This is a genomic window from Nocardioides sp. NPDC101246, from assembly GCF_044767415.1.
GTDB lineage: Bacteria > Actinomycetota > Actinomycetes > Propionibacteriales > Nocardioidaceae > Nocardioides.
On sequence record NZ_JBIWNX010000008.1, the window covers coordinates 1 to 23,566 of the forward strand.

General features: G+C 68.3%; 24 protein-coding genes and 1 pseudogene. 20 read left to right on the forward strand and 5 right to left on the reverse strand.

The features are described from left to right. Positions 1–171: 171 nt before the first annotated feature. Entirely contained in the window at positions 172–936 is a 765-nt protein-coding gene (lepB, locus tag ACIRON_RS15865) for a signal peptidase I (RefSeq protein ID WP_402993258.1), read from the reverse strand. 101 nt (positions 937–1,037) lie between these two features. Between lepB and larE the strand changes: the two genes are divergently transcribed. Both larE and ACIRON_RS15875 read left to right on the forward strand, forming a co-directional pair. Further along, the gene (gene larE, locus ACIRON_RS15870) at positions 1,038–1,883 is read left to right on the forward strand and encodes an ATP-dependent sacrificial sulfur transferase LarE (RefSeq protein ID WP_402993260.1); all 846 of its coding nucleotides are present in this window, start codon (positions 1,038–1,040) and stop codon (positions 1,881–1,883) included. A 79-nt stretch (positions 1,884–1,962) separates the two neighbouring features. Further along, positions 1,963–2,670, forward strand: coding sequence for a M50 family metallopeptidase (locus tag ACIRON_RS15875; RefSeq protein WP_402993262.1), 708 nt, complete (start codon positions 1,963–1,965; stop codon positions 2,668–2,670). Here the strand turns inward: ACIRON_RS15875 and ACIRON_RS15880 are convergent. Then, positions 2,667–3,065: a cold-shock protein gene (locus ACIRON_RS15880; RefSeq protein WP_008360941.1), complete on the reverse strand. Its 399-nt coding sequence runs from the start codon at positions 3,063–3,065 to the stop codon at positions 2,667–2,669. The two genes, ACIRON_RS15875 and ACIRON_RS15880, sit on opposite strands and share 4 nt — an antisense overlap. Before the next feature lie 461 nt (positions 3,066–3,526). Between ACIRON_RS15880 and ACIRON_RS15885 the strand changes: the two genes are divergently transcribed. From ACIRON_RS15885 to ACIRON_RS15905, 5 genes and pseudogenes are all read left to right on the forward strand, one after another. After that, on the forward strand, positions 3,527–6,841 hold the full coding sequence (locus tag ACIRON_RS15885) for a nitrate- and nitrite sensing domain-containing protein (RefSeq protein ID WP_402993265.1): 3,315 nt from the start codon (positions 3,527–3,529) through the stop codon (positions 6,839–6,841). Beyond that, positions 6,838–7,234 (forward strand): annotated as a pseudogene (locus ACIRON_RS15890) (roadblock/LC7 domain-containing protein). The gene ACIRON_RS15885 and the pseudogene ACIRON_RS15890 overlap by 4 nt, the downstream one beginning before the upstream one ends. A 26-nt stretch (positions 7,235–7,260) precedes the next feature. After that, positions 7,261–7,611 (forward strand): DUF742 domain-containing protein, encoded by a 351-nt coding sequence (locus ACIRON_RS15895; RefSeq protein WP_008360948.1) that lies wholly within the window; start codon positions 7,261–7,263, stop codon positions 7,609–7,611. A gap of 40 nt (positions 7,612–7,651) precedes the next feature. Next, positions 7,652–8,203 (forward strand): ATP/GTP-binding protein, encoded by a 552-nt coding sequence (locus tag ACIRON_RS15900; protein ID WP_084101379.1) that lies wholly within the window; start codon positions 7,652–7,654, stop codon positions 8,201–8,203. Between the two features lie 163 nt (positions 8,204–8,366). After that, complete coding sequence (locus tag ACIRON_RS15905) at positions 8,367–9,173, forward strand: DUF3027 domain-containing protein (RefSeq protein ID WP_402993754.1); 807 nt, start codon at positions 8,367–8,369, stop codon at positions 9,171–9,173. Positions 9,174–9,184: 11 nt separating this feature from the next. On the opposite strand, the gene ACIRON_RS15910 is transcribed toward ACIRON_RS15905, so the two are convergent. Next, a complete protein-coding gene (locus tag ACIRON_RS15910; protein WP_402993267.1) occupies positions 9,185–9,586 on the reverse strand; it encodes a DUF2530 domain-containing protein in 402 nt (133 codons plus the stop codon). Between the two features lie 71 nt (positions 9,587–9,657). Here ACIRON_RS15910 and ACIRON_RS15915 point away from each other — a divergent pair, with 71 nt between their 5' ends. The 10 genes from ACIRON_RS15915 (at position 9,658) to ACIRON_RS15960 (ending at position 19,376) form a co-directional block, all read left to right on the forward strand. Further along, positions 9,658–9,807 carry a DUF1059 domain-containing protein gene (locus tag ACIRON_RS15915; protein WP_091052351.1) on the forward strand — a complete coding sequence of 50 codons (150 nt, stop codon included), beginning with the start codon at positions 9,658–9,660 and terminating at the stop codon, positions 9,805–9,807. A gap of 77 nt (positions 9,808–9,884) precedes the next feature. Further along, positions 9,885–10,346, forward strand: a complete 462-nt coding sequence (locus ACIRON_RS15920; protein WP_402993269.1) for a MarR family winged helix-turn-helix transcriptional regulator — start codon at positions 9,885–9,887, stop codon at positions 10,344–10,346. Continuing rightward, complete coding sequence (locus tag ACIRON_RS15925) at positions 10,343–11,593, forward strand: MFS transporter (protein WP_402993271.1); 1,251 nt, start codon at positions 10,343–10,345, stop codon at positions 11,591–11,593. Before ACIRON_RS15920 ends, ACIRON_RS15925 begins: the two co-directional genes overlap by 4 nt. Positions 11,594–11,857: 264 nt before the next feature. Beyond that, positions 11,858–12,229 carry a 30S ribosomal protein S12 gene (rpsL, locus tag ACIRON_RS15930; RefSeq protein ID WP_091052356.1) on the forward strand — a complete coding sequence of 124 codons (372 nt, stop codon included), beginning with the start codon at positions 11,858–11,860 and terminating at the stop codon, positions 12,227–12,229. 1 nt (position 12,230) lies between these two features. Next, positions 12,231–12,701 (forward strand): 30S ribosomal protein S7, encoded by a 471-nt coding sequence (gene rpsG, locus ACIRON_RS15935; RefSeq protein WP_091052357.1) that lies wholly within the window; start codon positions 12,231–12,233, stop codon positions 12,699–12,701. Between the two features lie 83 nt (positions 12,702–12,784). Further along, a complete protein-coding gene (fusA, locus tag ACIRON_RS15940; protein WP_091052359.1) occupies positions 12,785–14,899 on the forward strand; it encodes an elongation factor G in 2,115 nt (704 codons plus the stop codon). Positions 14,900–14,983: 84 nt separating this feature from the next. Next, complete coding sequence (gene tuf, locus ACIRON_RS15945; RefSeq protein WP_091052360.1) at positions 14,984–16,177, forward strand: elongation factor Tu; 1,194 nt, start codon at positions 14,984–14,986, stop codon at positions 16,175–16,177. Between the two features lie 172 nt (positions 16,178–16,349). After that, a complete protein-coding gene (gene trmB, locus ACIRON_RS15950; protein ID WP_402993275.1) occupies positions 16,350–17,078 on the forward strand; it encodes a tRNA (guanosine(46)-N7)-methyltransferase TrmB in 729 nt (242 codons plus the stop codon). 57 nt (positions 17,079–17,135) lie between these two features. Beyond that, the gene (locus tag ACIRON_RS15955; protein WP_402993277.1) at positions 17,136–17,762 is read left to right on the forward strand and encodes a hypothetical protein; all 627 of its coding nucleotides are present in this window, start codon (positions 17,136–17,138) and stop codon (positions 17,760–17,762) included. A 150-nt stretch (positions 17,763–17,912) separates the two neighbouring features. Further along, positions 17,913–19,376: a glycerophosphodiester phosphodiesterase family protein gene (locus tag ACIRON_RS15960; protein WP_402993279.1), complete on the forward strand. Its 1,464-nt coding sequence runs from the start codon at positions 17,913–17,915 to the stop codon at positions 19,374–19,376. Between the two features lie 12 nt (positions 19,377–19,388). Here ACIRON_RS15960 and ACIRON_RS15965 read toward each other — a convergent pair whose 3' ends face one another. Further along, complete coding sequence (locus ACIRON_RS15965; protein ID WP_402993281.1) at positions 19,389–20,246, reverse strand: RDD family protein; 858 nt, start codon at positions 20,244–20,246, stop codon at positions 19,389–19,391. 23 nt (positions 20,247–20,269) lie between these two features. Between ACIRON_RS15965 and ACIRON_RS15970 the strand changes: the two genes are divergently transcribed. The 3 genes from ACIRON_RS15970 to ACIRON_RS15980 all read left to right on the forward strand — a co-directional run bounded on the left by ACIRON_RS15970 (position 20,270) and on the right by ACIRON_RS15980 (position 22,121). After that, entirely contained in the window at positions 20,270–21,265 is a 996-nt protein-coding gene (locus ACIRON_RS15970) for a stage II sporulation protein M (RefSeq protein ID WP_402993283.1), read from the forward strand. Between the two features lie 39 nt (positions 21,266–21,304). Then, entirely contained in the window at positions 21,305–21,598 is a 294-nt protein-coding gene (locus ACIRON_RS15975) for a hypothetical protein (RefSeq protein ID WP_402993285.1), read from the forward strand. A 121-nt stretch (positions 21,599–21,719) separates the two neighbouring features. Continuing rightward, positions 21,720–22,121, forward strand: a complete 402-nt coding sequence (locus ACIRON_RS15980) for a hypothetical protein (protein WP_402993287.1) — start codon at positions 21,720–21,722, stop codon at positions 22,119–22,121. On the opposite strand, the gene ACIRON_RS15985 is transcribed toward ACIRON_RS15980, so the two are convergent. Further along, complete coding sequence (locus ACIRON_RS15985) at positions 22,122–23,423, reverse strand: DUF58 domain-containing protein (protein ID WP_402993289.1); 1,302 nt, start codon at positions 23,421–23,423, stop codon at positions 22,122–22,124. Positions 23,424–23,566 lie beyond the last annotated feature (143 nt).

A 23,566-nucleotide genomic window follows, 5' to 3' on the forward strand; every position in this document is an offset into this window, starting at 1 on the left:
ACTCTTTTGGGGCCGCGCGCCCCGGTGTGGGGTGGGGGGGGCCGCCCCCCCCCCCCCGCCGTGGGGGGGGGGGGGGGGGGTGGTGGGGGGGGGGGGGGCCCCCCCCCCCCCCGCCCCCCCCCCCACAACTGCATTCTCGGCCGCCACAACGACCGACTCGGCCGGACGTACTCAGTCGACGGAGTCGAAGGTCTCCGGGCGGCGCTCGAGGCCGAATCGGTCGGTGGGCCAGAAGACGACGGCGACGCGGCCGACGACGTCGGAGACGGGTACGAACGCGTTCGAGCAGGCCTCGTCGCCCGACTTCTGACGTTCGGGGCTGCACAGATGGAAGGACGAGTCGGCGGAGTTGGCGCGGTTGTCACCCATCACGAAGAGCCGGCCCTCGGGGACGACGGCCTTCCAGCCCCGGCAGCCGCCCTGGACGTACGTGCCGTTGTCCTGTGCCATCGGACCGTCACAGGTGTCGGTGGGAGCGATGAAGGAGGACGCGTCCACGGGCGTGCCGTTGACGACGACGCGACCCGACTCGCAGCACTCCACGGTGTCGCCCGCGACTCCGATGACCCGCTTCACCAGGTGGTCGCCGGTCGGGTAGAGCCCGATCTTGGCGAGCACGGCCCTGAGGCCGGTCGGCGCAGGCGCGATCTGGTTGGCGGAGAGCCAGCCGCCGGGATCGGTGAAGACGACGACGTCGCCGCGCTCGGGCGTACCGCCCATCCAGTAGGACGGCTTCTCCACCAGCACGCGGTCGTTGACCTCCAGACCGGGCTCCATCGACTCCGAGGGGATGTAGAACGCCTGGGCGAGGAACGTCTTGATGAGGACGGCGAGCAGGATCGCCGTCACCGCGATGATCGCGATCTCGGCGAGCGATCCCAGAACTCCCCGCTCCCGTCGGCCTGACCCTGCCGACGCCTCCCGCTCTGCCCCCATGGTGAGACCCTATCCAGAGGACGGGTCGGGCCCGGACGCTATCCAGAATTCACCGGCGCCGATCCACGAACACGCGTGGAGCCCGCCGATAGGGTCGGAGCGTGTCCGACCTCGACCAACGGCTCAACGCTCTCGAAGCGGATCTCAAGACGCGGGGAAGCGTGCTGGTCGCCTTCTCCGGAGGCGCCGACAGCGCCTTCCTCCTGGCGGCCGCGACGAGAGCTCTGGGCAGCGACGACGTCGCCGCTGCGACCGGCTATTCGCACAGTCTCCCGATCGCGGAGAGGGACCCGGCCGCCGAGTTCGCCAGAAGCCTCGGCGTACGTCTCATCACCCCGCAGACCCACGAGATGGAGCGCGAGGGCTACCGGGCCAACGGCACCGACCGGTGCTTCTTCTGCAAGGCGGAGCTGCTCGACACCCTCGTGCCGCTGGCCCGTGAGCAGGGCCTGGCCCACGTGGCCACCGGCACCAACGCCGACGACGGGATCGAGGGACTCAACGGTCTGCGGCCCGGTATCCGCGCGGCCGCCGAGCGCGGCGCGATCACGCCGCTCAAGGACGCCGGGCTGACCAAGGCGCAGATCCGCGAGGCCTCGCGCCGCTGGGGGCTGCCGACCTGGGACAAGCCGGCCGCCGCCTGCCTCTCCAGCCGGATCGCCTACGGCCTCGAGGTCACCCCGAGGCGCCTCGCGCGCGTCGAGAGAGCAGAGCAGGGCGTACGCCGCGTCCTGGCCGCCCGCGGCCACGACGCTGCCAGGGTGGACCTGCGCGTGCGTGACTACGGGGAGAAGGCGACGGTGGAGCTGTCCGCTACCCTCCTGCCTCTCGACCCCCATCACGCCGACGAGGTGCTCAGGACCGTGACAGAAGCAGGATTCCCCGCCGCGGAGATCGACCCACGGGGCTTCCGCTCCGGATCGATGAACCAGAAGGCGGCGAAGTGAGCGAGCGTCAGCGAGTGAACCACGAGTACAACACGTCGTTGCCTTCGTACTCTGGCGCTTGCGCTACGGAGGCAACGGCGTGAGGGAGTTCTGGGACACGATCACCGCGACCCAGACCGTTCCCGAGGCACCCTGGCTGATCGGCGCCGGGCTCGTCGCCCTGGTGCTGGTCGTGTGGCGTGGCACCTGGCGCACCGTACGCCTCGGCGTCACCGTCGTCCACGAGGCCGGGCACGCGGTCGTGGCGGTCCTGGTGGGAAGGCGCCTGGCCGGGATCAAGCTCCACTCCGACACCTCGGGCGTGACCCTCTCGCGCGGCAAGCCGTCCGGTCCGGGGATGGTGGCGATGCTCGCCGCCGGCTACCTCGCCCCGGCGCTCCTCGGCCTGTTCAGCGCGACCATGCTCGCCGCGGGTCATGCCCTGGGACTGCTGTGGCTCCTGGTGGCGGCGATGCTCGTGCTGCTGGTGTGGGTACGCAACGGCTACGGCCTCGTCGTCGTGCTGGTGCTCGGCGCAGCGCTGGGTGCGATCAGCTGGTACGCCGACGGCCGCATTCAGACGATCGTCGCCACGCTGGTCACCTGGCTGCTCCTGCTCGCCTCACCGAGGCCGCTCCTGGAGCTCCTCGGCCGCGGCGAACGAGGTCGCCGCGGCTCCGATCCCGATCAGCTCGCCGGTCTGACCGGCATCCCGTCGGTGCTCTGGATCCTGGTCCTGCTGGCGGTGAACGTCGCCGGCCTGGTGGTAGGCGTGCAGACCCTGATCCCCGACCTGAGCTGGATCTAGAGCTCGAACTCGTCGGCGATCTGGCGCAGCGCGGGGGAGACCTTCTTGGCCAGCTCGCGCGTGGGCGGGCGGCCCTGGGCGTAGCCGTCGCGGATGTCGTCGAGGAGCTTGATGACGTTCTCGACGATCAGCTCCATCTCCTCGGGCTTGCGGCGCTTGGCGGCCCGCTGGCGTCCGGAGACGGACGGGGAGCGCTCGAGCACGGTCACCGACAGTGCCTGCTCACCGCGGCGCCCCTGGGCGATGCCGAACTCCACCCGGGTGCCGGCCTTCAAGGTCTTGGCAGCGCCCTCGGGGAGCGCGTCGGCGTGGACGTACACGTCCGGACCGTCGTCCTGCGACAGAAACCCGAAGCCCTTGGTGGCGTCGAACCACTTGACCTTGCCAGTAGGCACGGCAGCTTGCCCCTTCCTCGCGCATCAGCGCTTCAAACGTACGTCGCCCGGCGACTGTGACGGCCGACGCGGGAGAGCCTAGTCCTCAGCGCCCAGGGACGCGTGAGGTATTCCCCGCTCCGGCATCGACGGCATCCACGGACGGGTCGCCGTCTCGTCCCTCGGGCAGGTGGGGCCTATACTCCGCCTACCCCTCCATAGATTTGCAAATGATTTCGTACACCATTGGTAATCGAGACCAGTTATGACGTAAGTTTACGTCGCCAAAGACTGCAGACAGGTACGCCCGGGTGCCAGCAGACTTCGCGGCGGGGGACTGGGGTGTGCGCCACAGAGGGTGCACACCTCTCGGGAATGATGTGACATGGCCACGAGAGGGAGTAATGGCCGAGCCATACGCAAGCACAACCCACCGTCCGGAACGTAAGCCCTGGCAGGGAATTCGAGCGCGCCTCATCTTCGTGCTGCTCATCCCGACCATCGCGGCGATGGTGTTCGGCGGGTTGAGCATTTCGAGCGCCCTCTCAGCCCAGGCGGAAGCACGCCAGGCCGAGACTGTCGCCCAGGCACTGCCTGACACCTACCAACTCGCGATCAACATCCTGTTCGAGCGTGACGGTGCGCTCGCGGGCGTTCCCGAGGTCGTCATGCGGCCGCTCCAGCAGAAGACCGACGAGTCGATCGAGGCTTGGAGCGCCAAGGCGAAGGAGATCGACGCCGGCGACGACAAGGACCTCGAGAACAGCATCGTCGAGATCCAGCAGGCGCTGAACGGCATCGACGACCTGCGTTCGCAGATCCAGGAGAAGGACACCCAGGTCGAGGCCCAGCTGGCCTACACGACCGTGATGAACAACCTCTTCGGCATCTCGGCGCAGATGCCGACCCTCGAGAACGACGAGGTCTTCTCCAAGATCTCCGCGATCAGCAACGTGCGTCCGGCGTCCGAAGCCATGGGTGTCGAGCGCATGATCATGATGAAGGCGCTGAGCACGAAGGCGATCAAGGAGTCGCAGGGGGCGACCAACCCGGACGTCCTCAGCGACGAGGAGTTCGCCGAGCTCGCCCGCGCCGAGGCGAAGTGGCGTCTGTCCACCGCGGACTACTACGCGAAGACGTCCGACGAGATCCGCGGGCAGCTCGACGAGCTGACCAACGGCACCACCGACCAGGGTTCGGTCGGGGCGCCCGCCCACAAGGTCGTCAACCAGGTGATCTCCAGCGGCAGCATGGACCGGGTCAAGATGACCCCGGACCAGTACACCCAGGCCAGCACGGAGTTCATCCGTGGTCTGCAGAAGATGATCGTCCAGACCGCTCAGGAGATCAGCGACGACGTCGAGCAGATCAAGAGCGACGCGACCCGCGAGGCCATCGTCATCGGTCTCCTCGTTCTCGGTGTTCTGATCTTCGCCCTCGCCGTCGGCCTGGTCGCGGCCCGTTCGATCCTGTCGCCGCTGAGCCAGCTGCGTCGTCTGGCCTACAACCTGGCCAACCACGACCTGCCCGAGCGAGTCGCGTACATGAACCAGGCCGAAGGCCCGGTGGATACCCATGTGGAGCCTCTGGACATCGCGCGTCGAGACGAGATCGGTGACGTCGCGGACGCGTTCGACGCGGTCCACGTCGAGGCGATCCGGCTGGCGGGCGAGCAGGCCGAGCTGCGAACGAACGTCGACAAGATGTTCATGAACCTCTCCCGTCGTTCGCAGAGCCTCGTCGAGCGTCAGCTCCAGCTCATCGACCAGCTCGAGGCCAACGAGCAGGACCCCGACGACCTCGCGAACCTGTTCCGCCTCGACCACCTCGCCACCCGAATGCGCCGCAACGACGAGTCCCTCCTGGTCCTCGCCGGCGGCGAGATCGGCCACGCGGCTCGTGGTCCGGTCCCGGTCCTCGACGTGCTCCGTGCCGCCGCCTCCGAGATCGAGCAGTTCGCCCGGGTCGACATCGACTCCGACGAGAACGCCGAGTTCGAGGGCGCGATCGCGGGTGACCTCGTGCACCTGCTCGCGGAGCTGATCGAGAACGCCACCAACTTCTCCCCGCCCGACACCGCGGTCACGATCCGCACCTTCCGCGCCGGCCCCGCCGCGCCGCTGCTGGTCGAGATCGAGGACCTCGGTATCGGCATGACGCCGGAGGAGCTCGACGCGGCCAACATGAAGCTGCGCCGTGCGACCGGCCTCGACGCCGACGTCGCCCGGATGATGGGTCTGGTCGTGGTCGCGCGCCTGGCGGCGCGTCACGGTCTCTACATCGAGCTCGTTCCCAACCGCCCCCGCGGTGTGGTCGCGCGTGTCGAGATGCCGGTCACCACGATCGTCGGCGCTCACGCGGAGGCTCCGTCCGGCCAGCAGCAGGGCTTCGACGCCTACGCCTTCCAGCAGGGCGGCTACGGCCAGCAGACCGGCGCCTACCCGACCACCGGCGAGCTCCCTTACGAGATGCAGTACGGGATGCCCGCCTACGACGCCCAGCCGTACGCCGGTGCCAACCCCTACGACGTGCCGGTCGGTGCTCTTCCGGCGCCCGAGGCGCCCGCGGCCTCCGCCGCAGCGCCCCCGGCCCTGCCGAGCCGTACGCCTGGTGCGTCCAACCACCCCAACCTCTCCGGTGGCGGTGCGTCGGCCTTCTCGCAGCAGCCTGCCAACGGTCTCTCCGGCCAGCACAACGGCTTCGGTCAGAGCGGGCCGCAGACGGGCCAGCAGCCCTCGTTCGGCGGTGTCCCGCCGATGCCGGGCGATCCGGGCTTCGAGGGTCCGGGCGCGCGTACGGGCAGCTTCCCGGCGCAGCCGCAGCAGTTCAGCGGTGGCCAGCCGCAGTACGGGGGAGACCCGTTCGGCGGCGACCCGTTCGGCGCCAACCAGCCGCCGGCCCCGCAGCAGAGCCCCAGCGGCCAGCAGCAGAACTTCCTCTCCAACATGCTGCCGGTTCGCAAGGCCGAGGACCTGGCCGCGCGCTTCCCCGACGGTCGTTTCGACCCGAGCACCGAGACCGGCGAGCTGCCGCGTCGCGACCCGGGTATCCAGGGCGGCAGCCCGTTCGGCACCGACACCGGCGCGTTCCGCACCTTCGAGCGCCCCAACGAGCGCACCGTGCCGCGTACGCCGCCGCCGGGCTTCGGTCCCGACGACGACCCGTTCGGTCCTGCCGGTGACGCGATCGCGCCGAGCCCGATGGGCCCGATGGCTCCGGAGCCGACCAACTCGCCGAACCCGCTCGACTCGACCACCGAGGTGCCGATCCTCGACGACGAGGGCAGCTCGATCTTCGACGACCTGCAGTCGGAGTGGTTCACCCGTCGTCGCCCGCTCGGTGCGCGCCGGGCGATGGAGTCCAAGGGCGACCCGCTCAGCGACCCGATCGCCCCTGCCGCCAAGGCCGGCCCGGGACCCAGCTTCGACGAGCCCCGTCCGGCGGCCGCCCCCGCGAGCGACCCGGTCGACGAGCCGGCGGTCGCTCAGGAAGACGAGCCGACCACGCCGATGAGCTGGTCCTCGCCGGGCGACGAGGGCTGGCGCCGTGCCCAGGAGCTGGAGCACCTGCAGGAGCAGGAGCCGGCGACGATCACCCAGGGTGGCCTCCCCGTCCGTGTCCCGGGTCAGAACCTGATCCCAGGCGCGGCACCTGCGGTCACACCACCGTCATCAGGTCCGCGTAACATGGACGCGCGCCGCACCCGTGGCATGTCCAGCTTCCAGAAGGGCGTCAGCCGCGCCCGCAACAACCCCGCTGATGCGGATAGCAACCCCGAAGGTGAGGAGCAGCAGTGACAACGGCCCCCGCAGGACTGGACTGGCTTGTCGACAGCCTGACCCAGCGCACCCCTGACATCGCTCACGCGATCCTGGTGTCGGCTGATGGCATGCCGATGGCCAGCTCCGTCGACTTCCCCCCCGGACCGGGCCGACCAGCTCTCGGCGATCGCCTCCGGTCTCACCAGTCTTACCCAGGGAGCAGCTCGGTGCTTCGCGGCGGGTAATGTCCAGCAGATGGTCATCGAGATGGACGGTGGCTATCTGGTCCTCATGGCGGTTGGTGAGGGTTCCAGCCTTGCTGCCCTCGCCGCCCCCGACTGCGATCTGGGACAGGTTGGCTACCAGATGCAGCTGTTGATCTCGCGTGTTGCCACCGCCCTCACCCCCGATACCAGAACTGGCGCCTGACCGCGCCCGACCTTAGGACCGAGATCGTGAGCAACCACGCATCCGAACCGCCGCCGCTGGTCAGGCCGTATGCCCTGACCCGTGGCCGCACGCAACCCAAGCGCGTCTTCCCGATGGAAGCCCTGGTGATCACCGACCGCTACGTGATCGACGGCTACGTCCGGTCGCCGGAGGAGCGGACGATCGCGGAGCTCTGCCGCGAGAGCCGTTCCGTCGCTGAGGTTGCGGCTCTCATCCGGGTGCCCCTGGGTGTCGCCCGAGTCCTGATCGGTGACCTTGCGGAGCGCGGCGTGGTGCAGGTGCACGCCAGCAAGGTCCCGGACGCCCCGGACACCGCTCTCCTCGAGCGCGTGCTGTCCGGCCTGAGGAAGCTTTGACAGGAGTAATGCAGTGACCACCGACTCCAAGCAGGCGACGATGTCTGCGAAGATCGTCATCGCCGGCGGGTTCGGCGTGGGTAAGACGACCTTCGTGGGCTCCGTCTCGGAGATCGTCCCCCTGACGACCGAGGCCGTGATGACGCAGGCGACCGCCGGCGTCGACGACCTCTCCGCCGTGCCCAACAAGAAGACGACCACGGTCGCGATGGACTTCGGTCGAGTCTCCCTCGACTCCGACCTGATCCTCTACCTCTTCGGCACGCCCGGTCAGAACCGGTTCTGGTTCATGTGGGACGACCTGACCCAGGGCGCCATCGGCGCTGTGGTGCTCATCGACACCCGTCGCCTCGCCGACTCCTTCGGCGCGATCGACTACTTCGAGTCCCGCAACGTACCGTTCGTCGTGGCCCACAACGTCTTCGGCGCCAACCAGGCCTACAAGCCGGAGCAGATCCGCGAGGCCCTGGCTCTGCGTCCGGACATCCCGATCGTCACCTGTGACGCTCGCGACCGCCAGTCGACCAAGGCGACGCTGATCTCGCTCGTCGAGTACGTCCTCTCCATGGTCTCCACGCGCGCTCTTCAGTAGCCAAGCGTCCCCAACACCCGCCGCAGCCCCGCTCCGGCGGGTGTTGGCGTTTCAAGGGGTGCCGTGACTGTGCAGTAGAGGCGTACGTCTGGGAGGATCACGCGTTGTGCGGAAGTTCAGGTTGTGGTGGCGCAAGGTGACCCCGAAGTGGCACCTGAGGCGCATGTGGGTGAAGATGTGGTCCGTGATCACGACCCCGTACGCCGATGCGACGGCCGTCGCTGCCGTCGACGAGGCCCGCGCCGCGCTCCTGTCCGACGTGCCAGCCGGTGACGTCGGAGAACATCTCGGCCATGTGGTCGAGAAGGGTGCTGGCCCGGGCGTCGTGACCCACCTGTTCGCCTGCAGCCGCAAGGGCTACGTCGGCTGGCACTGGTCGGTCACGGTCGTCTACGTCCCCGTCCTCGGCGACAAGACCGAGCTCACCGTCAACGAGGTCGTCCTCGTCCCCGGTGACGCCGCCATCGTCGCGCCGGCCTGGGTGCCCTACCGCGAACGGATCAAGCCGGGCGACCTCTCGCCCGGTGATCTGCTCCCGGTCGATGACGACGACGCGCGCCTGGTCCCGACGTACGCCTTCGGCGACGACCCGCTCGACGCCGACGAGAAGGCTCAGGTGCGTGAGGTCGCCAAGGACCTCGGCCTCGGCCGTGTCCGGACCCTGTCCACCTCCGGCTTCGACGCCGCCGCCGAGCGGTGGTACGCCGGTGACGGCGGCCCCGACGCGCCGCTCGCGCAGGCAGCCCCCGACCAGTGCCACAGCTGCGGCTTCCTGGTCCGGCTGACCGGTCACCTGGCCACGAGCTTCGGTGTCTGCGCCAACGGCGACGCCAACGACGACGGCAAGGTGGTCAGCCTCAACCACGGGTGCGGTGCGCACTCGGAGGTGCGGCTGGCGAAGAAGCACGAGCCGCAGCCGTTGCCGGACCCGGTCTTCGACACGATCAGCGTCGACTTCGAGGCCCTCTAGTCGAGCACCCCTCAGGCGAGGCCCTCGGCGCGTAGCCGGCGGGCCTTGCGGCGGCGGGTCAGCTCGATGCCGATCGCACCGATGCCGAAGGCGGCCAGGCAGGTCCAGATCCACCAGGTCCAGCCGCGGTCGTTGAGCAGGCCCCAGAAGGGGAGCAGGGCCACGAACCCGACCAGCCAGCCGAGGGTGGCGAGCTCGAAGGCGCGGATGCCGTCCTGGTCGACGAGCTCGATCTTCGGCTCCGGGACGGCCAGGGCCGGCTCCTCGACAGGCGGCTCGTCGTAGCCGTAGTCCTGGGGGTAGCCATGCCCGTCGTCGGACTGAGCCTCGGCGTAGTAGTCGCCGTCGTACCCGTCGTACTGCTGCTCCGGGTAGGTGCCGGAATAGTCGTCGTCGCGGTACTGGTCGCTCATGGGACCTCATCCTATGGGTCGCCACCAGCCGGTAGGGTGGTGAGGAACGCTGACGACTTTGGAGGTCCCTGATGGCTTCGCTCCGCTGCCCCTGTGGCACCAACTTCCGTACGGAGACCGACGACGAGCTGGTCGAGAAGGTGCAGGAGCACCTCGCGGAGGCTCACCCCGGCCGCACCTACAGCCGCGACGACATCCTGATGCTCGCCGCGATGTCCTGACTCTGTGACGGCGCCCTCACCAGGGCGCCGTCTCTTTCCGGAATAGTTAGCTCCGGTAAGCAGTTATGCTTACCGACATGCCTACCGCACATCCCGCTTCCGCGCCCGACGCGGCCTCCGACATCCCCGAGGTCGCGTCGGTACTGCGCACCTCTGTCATGCGGATGCGCCGCCGCCTGGCCAACGAGCGCCACCCCGACAACGACCTCTCGCTGGGGTCGATGGCGGTGCTCGGGGCGCTGTACGCCAACGACGAGATGACTCTCGGCGCCCTCGCCGCGCGCGAGCGCGTGCAGCCGCCGAGCATGACCAGGATGGTCAACTTCCTCGAGGAGGGCGGCTACGTCGTCCGCCGCCAGGGCGAGACCGACCGCCGCCAGGTGCTCGTCTCGATCACCGACGAGGGCCGCCGGACCGTACGCAAGGACCGGCTCAGCCGGGATGCCTGGCTCGCCCAGCAGCTCGTCGACCTCGATGCGGACGAGCTCGCCGCCCTCCGCACAGCCGCTTCGATCATGGAGAGAATAGCCACCAGTTGAGTCCCACGTTCCGTTCCCTGCGCAGCCACAACTACCGCCTCTACCTAGCCGGCAGTGTCGTCTCCAATGTCGGCACCTGGATGCAACGCATCGCCCAGGACTGGTTGGTCCTGAGTCTTGGTGGCGGGGGAGCGGCACTCGGTATCACCACCGGCCTGCAGTTCCTGCCCATCCTTCTGCTCAGCCCCTACGCCGGGGTCATCGCCGACCGCTTCCCGAAGCGCCGCCTGCTGCAGGTCGCCCAGGGCTGGATGGCGCTGATGTCGCTGCTTCTCGGTGTGCTGGCGGTGAGCGGGCACGCCGAGGTGTGGATGGTCTACGTGATCGCGTTCCTCTTCGGCACCGGTGCCGCCTTCGACGGTCCGGGCAGGCAGTCGTTCGTCTCGGAGATGGTCCACCCCGACGACCTCACCAACGCCGTCGGCCTGAACTCGGCCTCGTTCAACCTCGCCCGTCTGATCGGGCCGGCGCTGGCCGGGCTGCTCATCGGCTCGCTGGGGAGCGGCCCCGAGGCGACCGGCTGGGTGATCCTCGTCAACGCCGTCTCCTACCTCGCCGTGATCGGCCAGCTGCAGCGGATGAACACCGCCGAGCTGCACTCGCCCGACCCCGTCGCCCGGCGGAGCGGAATGCTGCGCGAGGGCATCGGCTACATCCGCACACAGCCCAAGATGCTGATGGTCCTCGTGATCATCTTCTTCGTCGGTACCTTCGGGGCGAACTTCCCGATCACCTCGGCACTGATGGCGACCGAGGAGTTCGGCAAGGGCGCCAGCGAGTACGGACTGCTCGGCACTGTCCTGGCCATCGGCTCGCTCTCCGGCGCCCTGCTCGGCGCCCGCCGCACCCGGATCCCGCTCAAGCTGATCGTGCTGGCGGCGACCGGGTTCGGCCTCACCGTCATCGTGTCCGGGATGATGCCGACGTACGCCCTCTTCGCCCTGGTCTCGCCGGTGCTCGGCTTCTTCACGATCACGACCCTCAACGCCTGCAACGCCACCATGCAGACCGAGGCGGCCCCGGAGTTCCGCGGCCGGGTGATGGCGATCTACATGACCGTCCTGATGGGCGGCACCCCGCTGGGTGCCCCGCTCATCGGCTTCGTCGGCGAGCACTTCGGTGCCCGCACGACCCTGTACGCCAGTGGCGCCATGGTGCTGTTGGGTACGCTTGCGGGGGTGCTGCTCCTCGCCGCACTCAGAGGTGGTATCCGGGCCGTTTTGACCCCCTCTCAAGCCGCCGGGTAGCCTCTGAAGCGTGTCTGGGACAACCAGGCCGTCGCGCGTGCTCGGAACAAGTTCGAGAAATGGGTCTCGGACCCGGGTTCGGCGCCCTCAAGTGGGAATTCGGTTCGAAAGATCCGTCTTCGTGCTGTTGAGGTAAGGGCGACACGCCCGACCTCGGGGGCGAGGCGGGACCAGTTGGTATCGCACCACCTGGACGCACAAACATTGGATCCTTCGCGGCAGAGCGCCGCGTAGTGAGAGCAGAAAAGAAGGGGAACCACCGAGGTGCCCACCATCAACCAGCTGGTCCGTAAGGGCCGCGAGGACAAGGCGACGAAGTCGAAGACGCCTGCCCTCAAGGGATCGCCGCAGCGCCGTGGCGTCTGCACGCGCGTCTACACCACCACCCCGAAGAAGCCGAACTCCGCCCTCCGGAAGGTCGCCCGTGTGCGCCTCTCCTCCGGCGTCGAGGTCACCGCTTACATCCCGGGTGTGGGTCACAACCTTCAGGAGCACTCCATCGTGCTCGTCCGCGGCGGTCGTGTGAAGGACCTCCCCGGTGTGCGTTACAAGATCATCCGCGGCACGCTCGACACCCAGGGTGTCAAGAACCGCAAGCAGGCCCGTTCGCGCTACGGCGCGAAGAAGGAGAAGTGACATGCCTCGTAAGGGTCCCGCTCCCAAGCGTGCGCTCGTCGTCGACCCCGTCTACGGCTCGCAGCTCGTAACCCAGCTCGTCAGCAAGGTCCTCCAGGACGGCAAGAAGCAGGTTGCGCAGCGCATCGTCTACTCCGCGCTCGAGGGTTGCCGTGAGAAGACCGGCACCGACCCCGTGGTCACGCTCAAGCGCGCCATGGACAACGTGAAGCCGGCCATCGAGGTCAAGTCCCGCCGTGTCGGTGGCGCGACCTACCAGGTTCCGATCGAGGTCAAGGGCACGCGTGGCACCACGCTCGCGCTGCGCTGGCTCGTCGGTTACGCCCAGGACCGTCGTGAGAAGACGATGGCCGAGCGCCTCATGAACGAGATCCTCGACGCGAGCAACGGCCTCGGTGCCGCTGTGAAGAAGCGTGAGGACACCCACAAGATGGCCGAGTCCAACAAGGCCTTCGCGCACTACCGCTGGTGACGTACGGCGGGGTGCCTGCCGCACAATGTGGGCACCCCGCCCATCCAGACCGAAGACAATCTCTTTAAGGAACGCTGAAGACAGTGGCCGTCGACATCACCACGGACCTCAATGTGGTCCGCAACATCGGCATCATGGCGCACATCGATGCCGGTAAGACCACCACCACCGAGCGCATCCTGTTCTACACCGGTATCTCCTACAAGATCGGTGAGGTCCACGACGGCGCTGCCACGATGGACTGGATGGAGCAGGAGCAGGAGCGCGGCATCACGATCACGTCCGCCGCGACGACCTGCTGGTGGAAGGACCACCAGATCAACATCATCGACACCCCCGGGCACGTCGACTTCACCGTTGAGGTCGAGCGCTCGCTGCGCGTCCTCGACGGCGCCGTCGCCGTCTTCGACGGTGTCGCCGGTGTCGAGCCGCAGTCGCAGACCGTGTGGCGTCAGGCGAACAAGTACGCCGTCCCACGGATGTGCTTCGTCAACAAGCTCGACCGCACCGGTGCCGACTTCTACATGGTCGTCGACTCCATCGTCGACAAGCTGCACGCCACCCCGCTGGTGCTGCAGCTGCCGATCGGTGCCGAGTCCGACTTCATCGGCGTCGTCGACCTGGTCGAGATGCACGCCAAGGTCTGGCGCGGCGAGACCGAGATGGGCGAGGACTACGTGATCGAGGAGATCCCGGCCGACCTCGCCGACAAGGCTGCGGAGTACCGCGAGAAGCTGGTCGAGACCCTCGCCGAGGCCGACGACGACATCATGGAGGTCTACCTCGAGGAGGGCGACGTCTTCGACGTGCCCACCCTGAAGGCCGCCATCCGTCGCGCGACCCTGGCCGACAAGCTCAACCCGATCCTCACCGGCACCGCGTTCAAGAACAAGGGCGTCCAGCCCCTGCTCGACGCGGTCGTCGACTACCTGCCCTCGCCGCTCGACGTCGAGTCGATCATCGGCCACGACGTCAAGGACGAGGAGATCGAGGTCTCCCGGAAGCCTTCCGACGACGAGCCGTTCTCCGGCCTGGTCTTCAAGATCGCCTCCGACCCGCACCTGGGCAAGCTGTTCTACCTGCGCGTCTACTCCGGCAAGGTCGAGGCGGGTGCGACCGTGGTCAACCCGATCAACGGCCGCAAGGAGCGCATCGGCAAGATCTACCAGATGCACGCGAACAAGCGTGAGGAGATCAACTCGGTGGGCGCCGGCCAGATCGTCGCGGTCATGGGTCTGAAGGACTCGAAGACGGGCCACACCCTCTGCGACCCGACCCACCCGGTCGTGCTCGAGTCGATGAGCTTCCCGGCCCCGGTGATCGAGGTCGCCATCGAGCCGAAGACCAAGAGCGACCAGCAGAAGCTCGGCACCGCGATCCAGCGGCTCACCGAGGAGGACCCGACCTTCACGGTCAAGTCCGACGAGCAGACCGGCCAGACGATCATCGCCGGTATGGGCGAGCTCCACCTGGAGGTCTTCGTCGACCGGATGAAGCGCGAGTTCAAGGTCGAGGCCACCGTCGGCAAGCCGCAGGTCGCCTACCGCGAGACGCTTCGCAAGAAGGTCCAGAACCACAGCTACACCCACAAGAAGCAGACCGGTGGTTCGGGTCAGTTCGCGAAGGTCGTCATCTCCGTCGAGCCCAACATCGACGAGGAGACCGGCCTCGGTGCGGGCTACGAGTTCGCCAACAACGTCACCGGTGGTCGCGTGCCGAAGGAGTACATCCCTTCGGTCGACCAGGGTGCTCAGGACGCCATGGAGTTCGGCATCCTCGCCGGCTTCCCCATGGTCGATGTGAAGGTCTCGCTCGAGGACGGCGCCTACCACGACGTCGACTCCTCCGAGCTCGCCTTCAAGATCGCCGGAAACCAGGCCTTCAAGGAGGCCGCGCGGATGGCGAAGGCCGTTCTGCTGGAGCCGATGTTCGCGGTAGAGGTGACGACCCCCGACACCTACCTCGGCACCGTCATCGGCGACATCAACTCCCGCCGCGGCCAGGTGTCCTCGCAGGAGGAGCGCCACGGCGACATGGTCGTCCAGGCTCTCGTCCCGCTCTCAGAGATGTTCGGGTACGTCGGTGACCTGCGGTCCAAGACCAGCGGTCAGGCGTCGTACTCGATGGAGTTCGACTCGTACGCCGAGGTTCCCACGAACGTCGCCGACGAGATCATCAAGAAGGCCCGTGGCGAGTGACCTTCGGGTCGCCCGTCGAGGGACTTCGGCAGCAACACATTTCAGTACGAGTCAGTAAGAAAATCACACCAGGAGGAGCCCACAGTGGCTAAGGCGAAGTTCGAGCGGACGAAGCCGCACGTCAACATCGGCACCATCGGTCACATCGACCACGGTAAGACCACCCTTACCGCGGCGATCTCGAAGGTGCTGCACGCGAAGTACCCGGACCTGAACCCGGAGTTCGCGTTCGAGGACATCGACAAGGCCCCCGAGGAGCGCCAGCGCGGGATCACGATCTCGATCGCGCACATCGAGTACCAGACCGAGTCGCGTCACTACGCTCACGTCGACTGCCCGGGTCACGCGGACTACATCAAGAACATGATCACCGGTGCCGCGCAGATGGACGGCGCGATCCTCGTGGTCGCCGCCACCGACGGCCCGATGCCGCAGACCAAGGAGCACGTGCTCCTGGCCCGCCAGGTCGGCGTGCCCTCGATCGTCGTCGCGCTCAACAAGTGCGACATGGTCGACGACGAGGAGCTCATCGAGCTCGTCGAGATGGAGGTGCGCGAGCTCCTCAGCGAGTACGAGTTCCCGGGTGACGACATCCCGGTCGTGCGCGTTGCCGCCTACCCCGCCCTGCAGGGCGAGGAGAAGTGGATGGACTCCGTCGCCGAGCTCATGCAGGCCGTCGACGACTACATCCCGACCCCGGCTCGTGAGACCGAGAAGCCGTTCCTGATGCCCGTCGAGGACGTCTTCACGATCACCGGTCGTGGCACCGTCATCACCGGTCGTATCGAGCGCGGCATCGTCAAGGTCGGCGAGGAGGTCGAGATCGTCGGCATCCGCGAGGGTTCGCAGAAGACCACCGTCACCGGTGTCGAGATGTTCCGCAAGCTGCTCGACGAGGGCCAGGCCGGTGAGAACGTCGGTCTGCTCCTCCGTGGCACCAAGCGCGAGGACGTCGAGCGCGGCATGGTTGTCATCAAGCCGGGCACCACGACCCCCCACACCAACTTCGAGGGCTCTGTCTACATCCTCTCGAAGGAGGAGGGTGGCCGTCACACCCCGTTCTTCAACAACTACCGTCCGCAGTTCTACTTCCGGACCACGGACGTGACCGGCGTTGTGACCCTCCCCGAGGGCACCGAGATGGTCATGCCGGGTGACAACACCGAGATGTCGGTCGAGCTCATCCAGCCCATCGCGATGGACGAGGGTCTGAAGTTCGCTATCCGTGAGGGCGGTCGCACCGTCGGCGCGGGTCGCGTCACGAAGATCACCAAGTGATCGTCTGATCCAACGTGGAAGGTCCCCGGAGCCGCAAGGCGAAGGGGGCCTTTCGCGTTGGATCAGATGCTCCTTGCTGCTTGGGAAAGCGCTGACTCGGCGCAAACGGACCGGAGCGAAGCGAGGACCGGATTGCGCCGCGTCGGCGCGCCACAAGACCAAGGCAAGAAGGATGACAGACCCAAACCACCCAGTCCGCCCCGCAAGACCCCACCAAAAGCTCCTAGATGACGGCCGCACAGTAAGAGAGGTCCTCACCTACACCCGCCGAGGCAGCCGCCTGGACGCCAAGCAGCAGAAGGCCTGGGACGCGTACGCCGCTGAGTGGGTGATCCCGGACGAGGCGGTGGACGAGCCAGGGTTCTCGTTGGAGACCTGGTTCGGTCGCAAGGCGCCCCTGATCGTGGACATCGGCGGCGGCGTGGGAGAGGCGACCGCGGTGTTGGCGGCCAACCGTCCCGAGGCCGACATCCTCGCGCTGGAGGTGTGGCGGCCCGGCGTCGCGGAGAGCCTCGCCCGCGTGGGTGCCGCGGGCGCGACGAACGTGCGGTTCTGCAGCGTCGACGCGCTCTGGACGCTCGAGAACATCGTCGCCCCGGGGTCGGTCAGCGAGATCTGGACGTTCTTCCCCGACCCCTGGCACAAGACCCGCCACCACAAGCGGCGCCTGGTGACGCCCGCGAACGCGCGGATGATCGCGGAGCGGCTCGCGCCCGGCGGGACCTGGCGGCTGGCGACCGACTGGGTCGAGTACGCCGAGCAGATGGTCGAGGTCCTCGACGCCGAGCCACTGCTGAGTGGTGGCGTCGTCGAGCGTTGGGACGAGCGCCCGGTGACGAAGTTCGAGCGCAAGGGACTGGCCAAGGATCGGGTCATCACCGACCTGCTCTACCGACGTTGATCCGAACTACCCGTGTCGTGACTGATCTGTAGGCGCGGAACCGCCAAGATCAGCGGCATGAAGTTGTACGCCGACAGGCCCCCGCGTCTCGCCTTCCAGCTGTTCGCCGACCTGCTGACGGTGGCGTGGATCGCCGGATGGGTTCTCGTCGGCAGGTTCGTCCACGAGATGGTCTCGGCGCTCGCCGTTCCCGGCGAGAAGATGGACGACGCCGGCACCTCCCTCTCCGCGAAGCTGCTCGAGGCGGCCGGAAAGGTCGATGACCTTCCGCTGGTCAAGGACGGCATCGCGGTCCCGTTCGAGGGGGCCGCGAAGGCCGCCGACCAGCTCCGCGCGGCGGGGGAGGCGCAGGTAGAGGCCGTCTCCACCATCGCGATCTGGCTGGCCGTCGGGGTCGTTGTCGTCCCGGTGCTGATGTGGCTGATGGTCTACGTGCCGCTGCGGTGGCGGTTCATCCGCAACGCGACCTCGACCCAGCGGTTCCTGGAGGCCGGCACCGCGGCCGATCTGGTGGCGCTGCGGGCGATGGCGACCCAGCCGCTGCACAAGCTGGTCAGGATCAGCGACGACCCGGTCAGGGCCTGGCGCGACGGCGACGCGGACGTGGTCGCGAGGCTGGCCGAGCTGGAGCTGGAGGCGGTCGGGCTGAGCGCCAAGCGGCTGAAGCCGGCGACGAAGGGGTAGTCCGGTAGCGAACTGCCTATTACTGGCCAGTATTTGGGCAGTTCGATCCCGGACTACCCCGGGGCGTCCTCCACACGCTTCACAGACCCGTTCCCCGCAGGTAAAGCCACTGACGCCGGGGAGACCGAGGCCACTGCCACCCTCCACCTCATGAACCCCACTCGCGGCGTATGCCGTATCTCCGCTGTCATCGCCCTGCTGTCTGTCGGTGCCACGGCCGGGACGATGCTCACCGCGTCCAGCACGCGGACCGTCGCCCTTGCCGCGGACGAGGGCGACGCGTTCCGGGTCGGTGGTCCCGGCCACGGCGGCGCCACGGCCGCCGAGCGCGCCTACCGCGACCTGCTCGACCACGGCCCGAAGGCCAAGATCCTCACCGCCGCTCACCGCGCCCAGTGGCGCAAGGCGCCGGAGAACTCGATGCCGTCGATCGTGCATGCCTTCGACGACGGTGCCGAGATCGTCGAGCTCGACATCCAGCTGACCAAGGATCGGGTGCCGGTGCTGATGCACGACACCACCGTGGACCGCACCACGAACGGCTCCGGACGGGTGGACTCGCTCACCCTGGCCGAGATCAAGCGACTGCGCCTGAAGAAGGGACTCGGCGGGGCGCAGGCTGCGCTGACCGACGAACAGGTCCCGACGCTGGCCGAGGCGCTGGCGGTGATCAAGGACCGCGGCCTGGTCAACCTCGACAAGGGCTGGCCGTTCCGCGAGGAGATCTGGCAGGTGCTCGTCGAGACCGACACCGTGCGCAACGGCATCTACAAGTCCGATGCGCCCGTCGCCGAGGTGCGGGCCTTCCGCGAGAGCCACCCGGGTGCGGTCTACATGCACATCGTCAACGACGCGAACATGGCCGCCGTCGACCAGTTCGGTGAGGACCAGCCGGTCGCCTACGAGGTCAACTTCGACTCCGTGGCGGACGCGGTCGCCCGATCATGGTTCCTGGACAAGGTCGCGGCACAGGCGAGGGTCTGGCACAACACGATGTGGTACGGCCTTCCCGAGCGGATGACCGACGAGGCGTCCCTGATCGACCCGCGGCGTGGCTGGGAGACGCTGGTGAGGTCCTACCGCACGACGATCTTCCAGACCGATGACACGGTCGCGCTCGAGCGCTGGCTGCGTACGGGGGTGGGGGACCCGGTCCCGCGTGGTGGCGTCCGGGTGGAGGCCGAGGACTTCCGGCCGGGTCAGGACGTCGGCTACCACGACAACGACGCCGGCAACCGCAGCAACCTGCAGCTGCGTCCCGGTGAGGACGTCGACATCCAGGACACCGACGGTGCGGTCAGCCTCGGGTGGCTGCGTGGCGGTGAGTGGCTGACGTACGAGGTCGACGTGCGCACGGCGGGACGCTATGAGCTGGCCCTGCGGGCATCCTCGCCCTATGACCCGGCCGGCGCCTACACGGTCTCCTTCGACGGCGACGCGGAGAGCGGGCCGGTGGCGGTGGAGAACACGACCAGCCACAACAAGTACGCCCTCCAGCCCAGCCGCGAGGTCGCCGAGCTGAGCGCGGGCAAGCACATCGTGAGGATCTCGCTGCCCGCCGACGCCTACCAGAACTGGAACCTGGACTACCTCCAGCTGACCCCGGTCCGCTGAGGGTGGCCTGATTCAGGAGCGCGCGGTGAGGCGGGTCCGGAGCTCACCGTCCCGGGCCAGCCTCGCCGCGTCGCGATCGCGTCGGGTGGCGAGCACGGCGGCCAGGTAGGCCTCGGGTGGTGTGCCCGGAGGCGGGCCAGGGGCGACGTACCTCTGCACGTGGGTGGCGAGACGCTCGGCGAGAGCGTGGCGGCGGACCGGGTCGGTGTAGGTGCCGACCTCGCCGGAGAGGAACCGTCGCACCGCCAGGCTGAGGCCGACGGGGATGGCGGCGACATCCGCGCGGGAGGCCCAGGCGGCGAGCCCTGGGGGCATCAGGATCGGTGCCGGCGGACGGAGCGGCACCCGTACGCGGATGACGTACGTCCCGGCCGCGATGTCGCCGAGCCGCTTGCCGCGGGGGTGGATCATCGCGCTGAGGAAGGCGACGGCGCCGCTGGTGGCGTAGATCTCGACGACGCCGATCAGGGCGCGTACGAACGCGTGGTGGAAGCTGATCGCCCCGCCGTCGTCACGCACCGCGCGCAGGCCGAGCGCGAACTTGCCGAGCGAGCGGCCGCGGGTGAGCGTCTCGAGGACCGTGGGGAAGACCACCAGGACCGAGGCGGTGGCCGCGATGTAGGCGGCCCAGGCCAGGGCCTCGTCGGTCGCGGGAGCGGCGGTCATGAAGACGAACAGCGTCACGATCAGCAGTGCCATCACCACGACCACGTCGATGAGGCCCGACAGGAGCCGCATCCCCAGCCCGGCAGCCGGCAGGTCGAGAGCGACCGCGTCCCCGGTGATCAGGTCGTCGTCGGTGAGCAGCTCCCGCTCTTGGGGGCGTTGCTCCTGCGGGCGTCGCTCGGGCGATTGCGGCGCGGAGGTCATGGCCGTCAGCGTACGCTGCGGGCGTGGATCTCGATGCGTATCTGGCCGCTACCGCCGCCGACCGGACCAGGCTCGAGCAGCTGCTGGCCGAGCGCCGGCTGAGCGGCGCACAGGCCGACGAGCTGGTCGAGCTCTATCAGCGGGTGAGCACCCAGCTCTCGGTCGTACGCAGCAACGCCCCCGACCCCACGGTCGTCCAGCATCTCTCGGTGCTGCTGGCCGCGGCCCGCAACCGCACCACCGGCACCCGGACGAGCACCTGGTCCGGCTTCCTGCGGTTCTTCACCCACCGGTTCCCGGCCGCGCTCTACCGGCTGCGCTGGTGGTGGCTGGGGATGATGGTGGCCAACGTGATGGTCACCGCGGTCATGATCTGGTGGCTGCTGCGCCACCCGGAGGTCGAGCAGTCGTTGCTCGGACCGGAGCAGGTCAAGCAGCTGGTCGAGCACGACATCGAGGGCTACTACAGCGAGCACGCGGCCTCGTCGTTCGCCACCCAGGTCTGGGTCAACAACGTCTGGGTCTCGTTCATCTGCATCGCCCTGGGTGTGCTCGGGCTGCCGGTGATCTACTCGATGTTCCAGAACATCTCCAACCTGGCGATCCTCGGCACCCTGATGCACCGCAACGACCGCGGCGGTCTCTTCTGGGGCCTGATCCTTCCCCACGGACTGCTCGAGCTGACCGCCGTCTTCGTCGCCGGCGCCGTCGGCCTGCGGATCTTCTGGTCCTGGATCGACCCCGGCTCGCTGACCCGTGGGCAGTCGATGGCCCGCGAGGGCCGCACCGCCGCCGGCATCGCCCTCGGCCTCATCGTCGTGCTCCTGATCTCCGGCATCATCGAAGCATTCGTCACCCCCTCGCCCCTGCCCACCTGGGCCCGCGTCGGCATCGGCGTCCTCGCCGAGCTCGCCTTCTTCGCGTACGTCTTCATCGTCGGCCGTGCCGCGGCCTCCCAGGGCGAGACCGGAGACATCGACGACCGTCTGCTCGAGGACCGCGTCGCCACCCAAGCGTGAATGTTCCCAGTCGGGAACATCTGAGCGGACGCTGGAGACATGGCAACGATGTCCCCGGGCGAGATCGGAGAGCTGATCCGCAGTGTGCGCAAGACCCATGGTCTCACGCAGGCCGAGCTCGCCGAGGAGATCGCCGGACGCAAGACCCTGGCTCTCTTCGGTCGTGCCGCACCGAGGGATTTCATCGACGTGTTCAACCTGGCTCGACGGTTCGGAAAGCCGAAACTGCTTGAGTTGGCGACCGAGCGGGACCTAGGGTTCGACCGCAGAGTTTTTCGGTCAGATGGCTCGCTTGGTGAATCAGATCAACGCCAGGCAGTTCCCGCTCGATGAAGACTCCGTGCCCGACTTGGTGATGTCCTTCAACGGGTGGTCTGACGAGCTCCGAGGTGAATGAGGGATCTGGTTGACATGGTGGCGGAGGTCGAGGGCGAACAGACCCAGGGCGTACGCGGTGGAGCTTCCGCACGGTGCGACTGACGACGATCAGCGCGAGCAGGTTCGGGCGATCCTGAACCTGCTTCGCCCGTATGGGCCTCGGTTCCAGACCGACCTGCCGGCCGTCGATGACGCACCACCCGCGGTCATCGATGCGCGAGCGATCCTGCTAGCAGCCGAGGGAACGAAGGGCGACTCGGAGTATGCGACGACCAGTCTTATCGACTCGGACGACGACCGCCTCTGGGAGAGCTTCGTCCAGGCCGCGCCGTACGCTTTTTCCGCTGAACTCTGGCAAGAGGGCGACTACCTGGTTTCTCTTGCCGATGAAGGTCAGAGCGTAGTCGTCTACCTCGTTCCCGACTCGGATCTGCAGACTGTCGTCGCTGAGCGTTTCGATCTTCGGTCCCTCGGCTGATCAGAGCTGGCCGGTGGCCTTGAGCTGTAGGTAGTGGTCGGCGAGGGCCGGCGGGAGGGACTCGGCGTCGGCGTCGACGACGTCGACGCCCAGGGTGCGGAGCATGGCGGCGGTGTGGTCGCGGCGGCGGAGGGTCTGCTCGGCGGCGGCTGCGGCGTAGACGTCCTCGATGGTGTCGCGTGAGGAGGAGGTGGCCTCGAGCTCGGGGTCGCGGACGGAGGCGATGACGACGCGGTGGTGCTGGGTCAGGACCGGGAGTACGGGGAGGAGCGACTCCTCGATCGCGTGCGGGTCGAGGGGAGTCAGGAGGACGACGAGCGCGCGGTGACGGCCGAGGCCGGCGACCGCGCCGGCGAGGTTGGACCAGTCGGCCTCGGCGATGACGGGCTCGAGGTCGGCCATCGCCTCCTGCAGCCGCTGGGTGACGTCGCGCTGGCCGGCGAGGCGGACGCGGGAGCGTACGCGCAGGTCGCCGGCGATGAAGTCGATCCGGTCGCCGGCGCGGGAGGCGATGGCGGCGAGCAGCAGCCCGGCATCCATCGCGGAGTCGAGCCGCGGCACACCGCCGCCGGCGCCCTCGATCCGGCCGGCCGAGGTGCGAGAGGTGTCGAGCACCAGCACGACGCGACGGTCCCGCTCCGGCTGCCAGGTGCGGACCACGACGGTGCGGGAGCGGGCGGTGGTGCGCCAGTCGATGGAGCGTACGTCGTCACCGCGGACGTACTCCCGCAGCGAGTCGAACTCCGTGCCCTGCCCGCGCACCCGGACCGCGGCCCGGCCGTCGAGCTCGCGCAGGCGCTGAAGCCGCGACGGCAGGTGTTTGCGCGACTCGAAGGCGGGCAGCACCCGCACCGAACCCTCCAGCGGGATGGTGCGCTGCCGAGCGCCGAGACCGAGCGGACCGAAGGCACGGACGGTCACGCCCAACGCACGCAGGTCTCCGCGGCGGCGCGGTTGCAGCGGCGTACGCAGCCGGGTGGTGTCGCCTCGGTCCAGCCGGATCCGGTGGCGGTTCCGAGTGGCACCGGCGGTGGGTTGCCAGGCGTCGCGGACCAGCGCTCGGAAGCGCCGGGTGGGGGAGCGAACCAGAAGCTCCGACGTCGCCGACTCGCCCAGCCGGAACCCGCCCAGAGGTACCCGGCTGATCTCGAGGGTCGCCGGCTTCGGGGCCAGGAGCACGTCGAGAAGCGCCAGCACCACTACGAGCAGCATCCAGAGTGCAGCAGTGCTCCCGGATGGACGCAGGACGACCGGGACGATGCCGGCCACCATGAGCAGCGGGACGCGCCAGGTGATGATCATCGGCACGACCTCGGGCGGGCGCGACAGGTGACGTCTCGGCCGCCAGAACTGACGTCTCGATCGACCGAACTGACGTCTCGATCGACCGAACTGACGTCTCGATCGACCGAACTGACGTCTCGATCGACCGAACTGACGTCTCC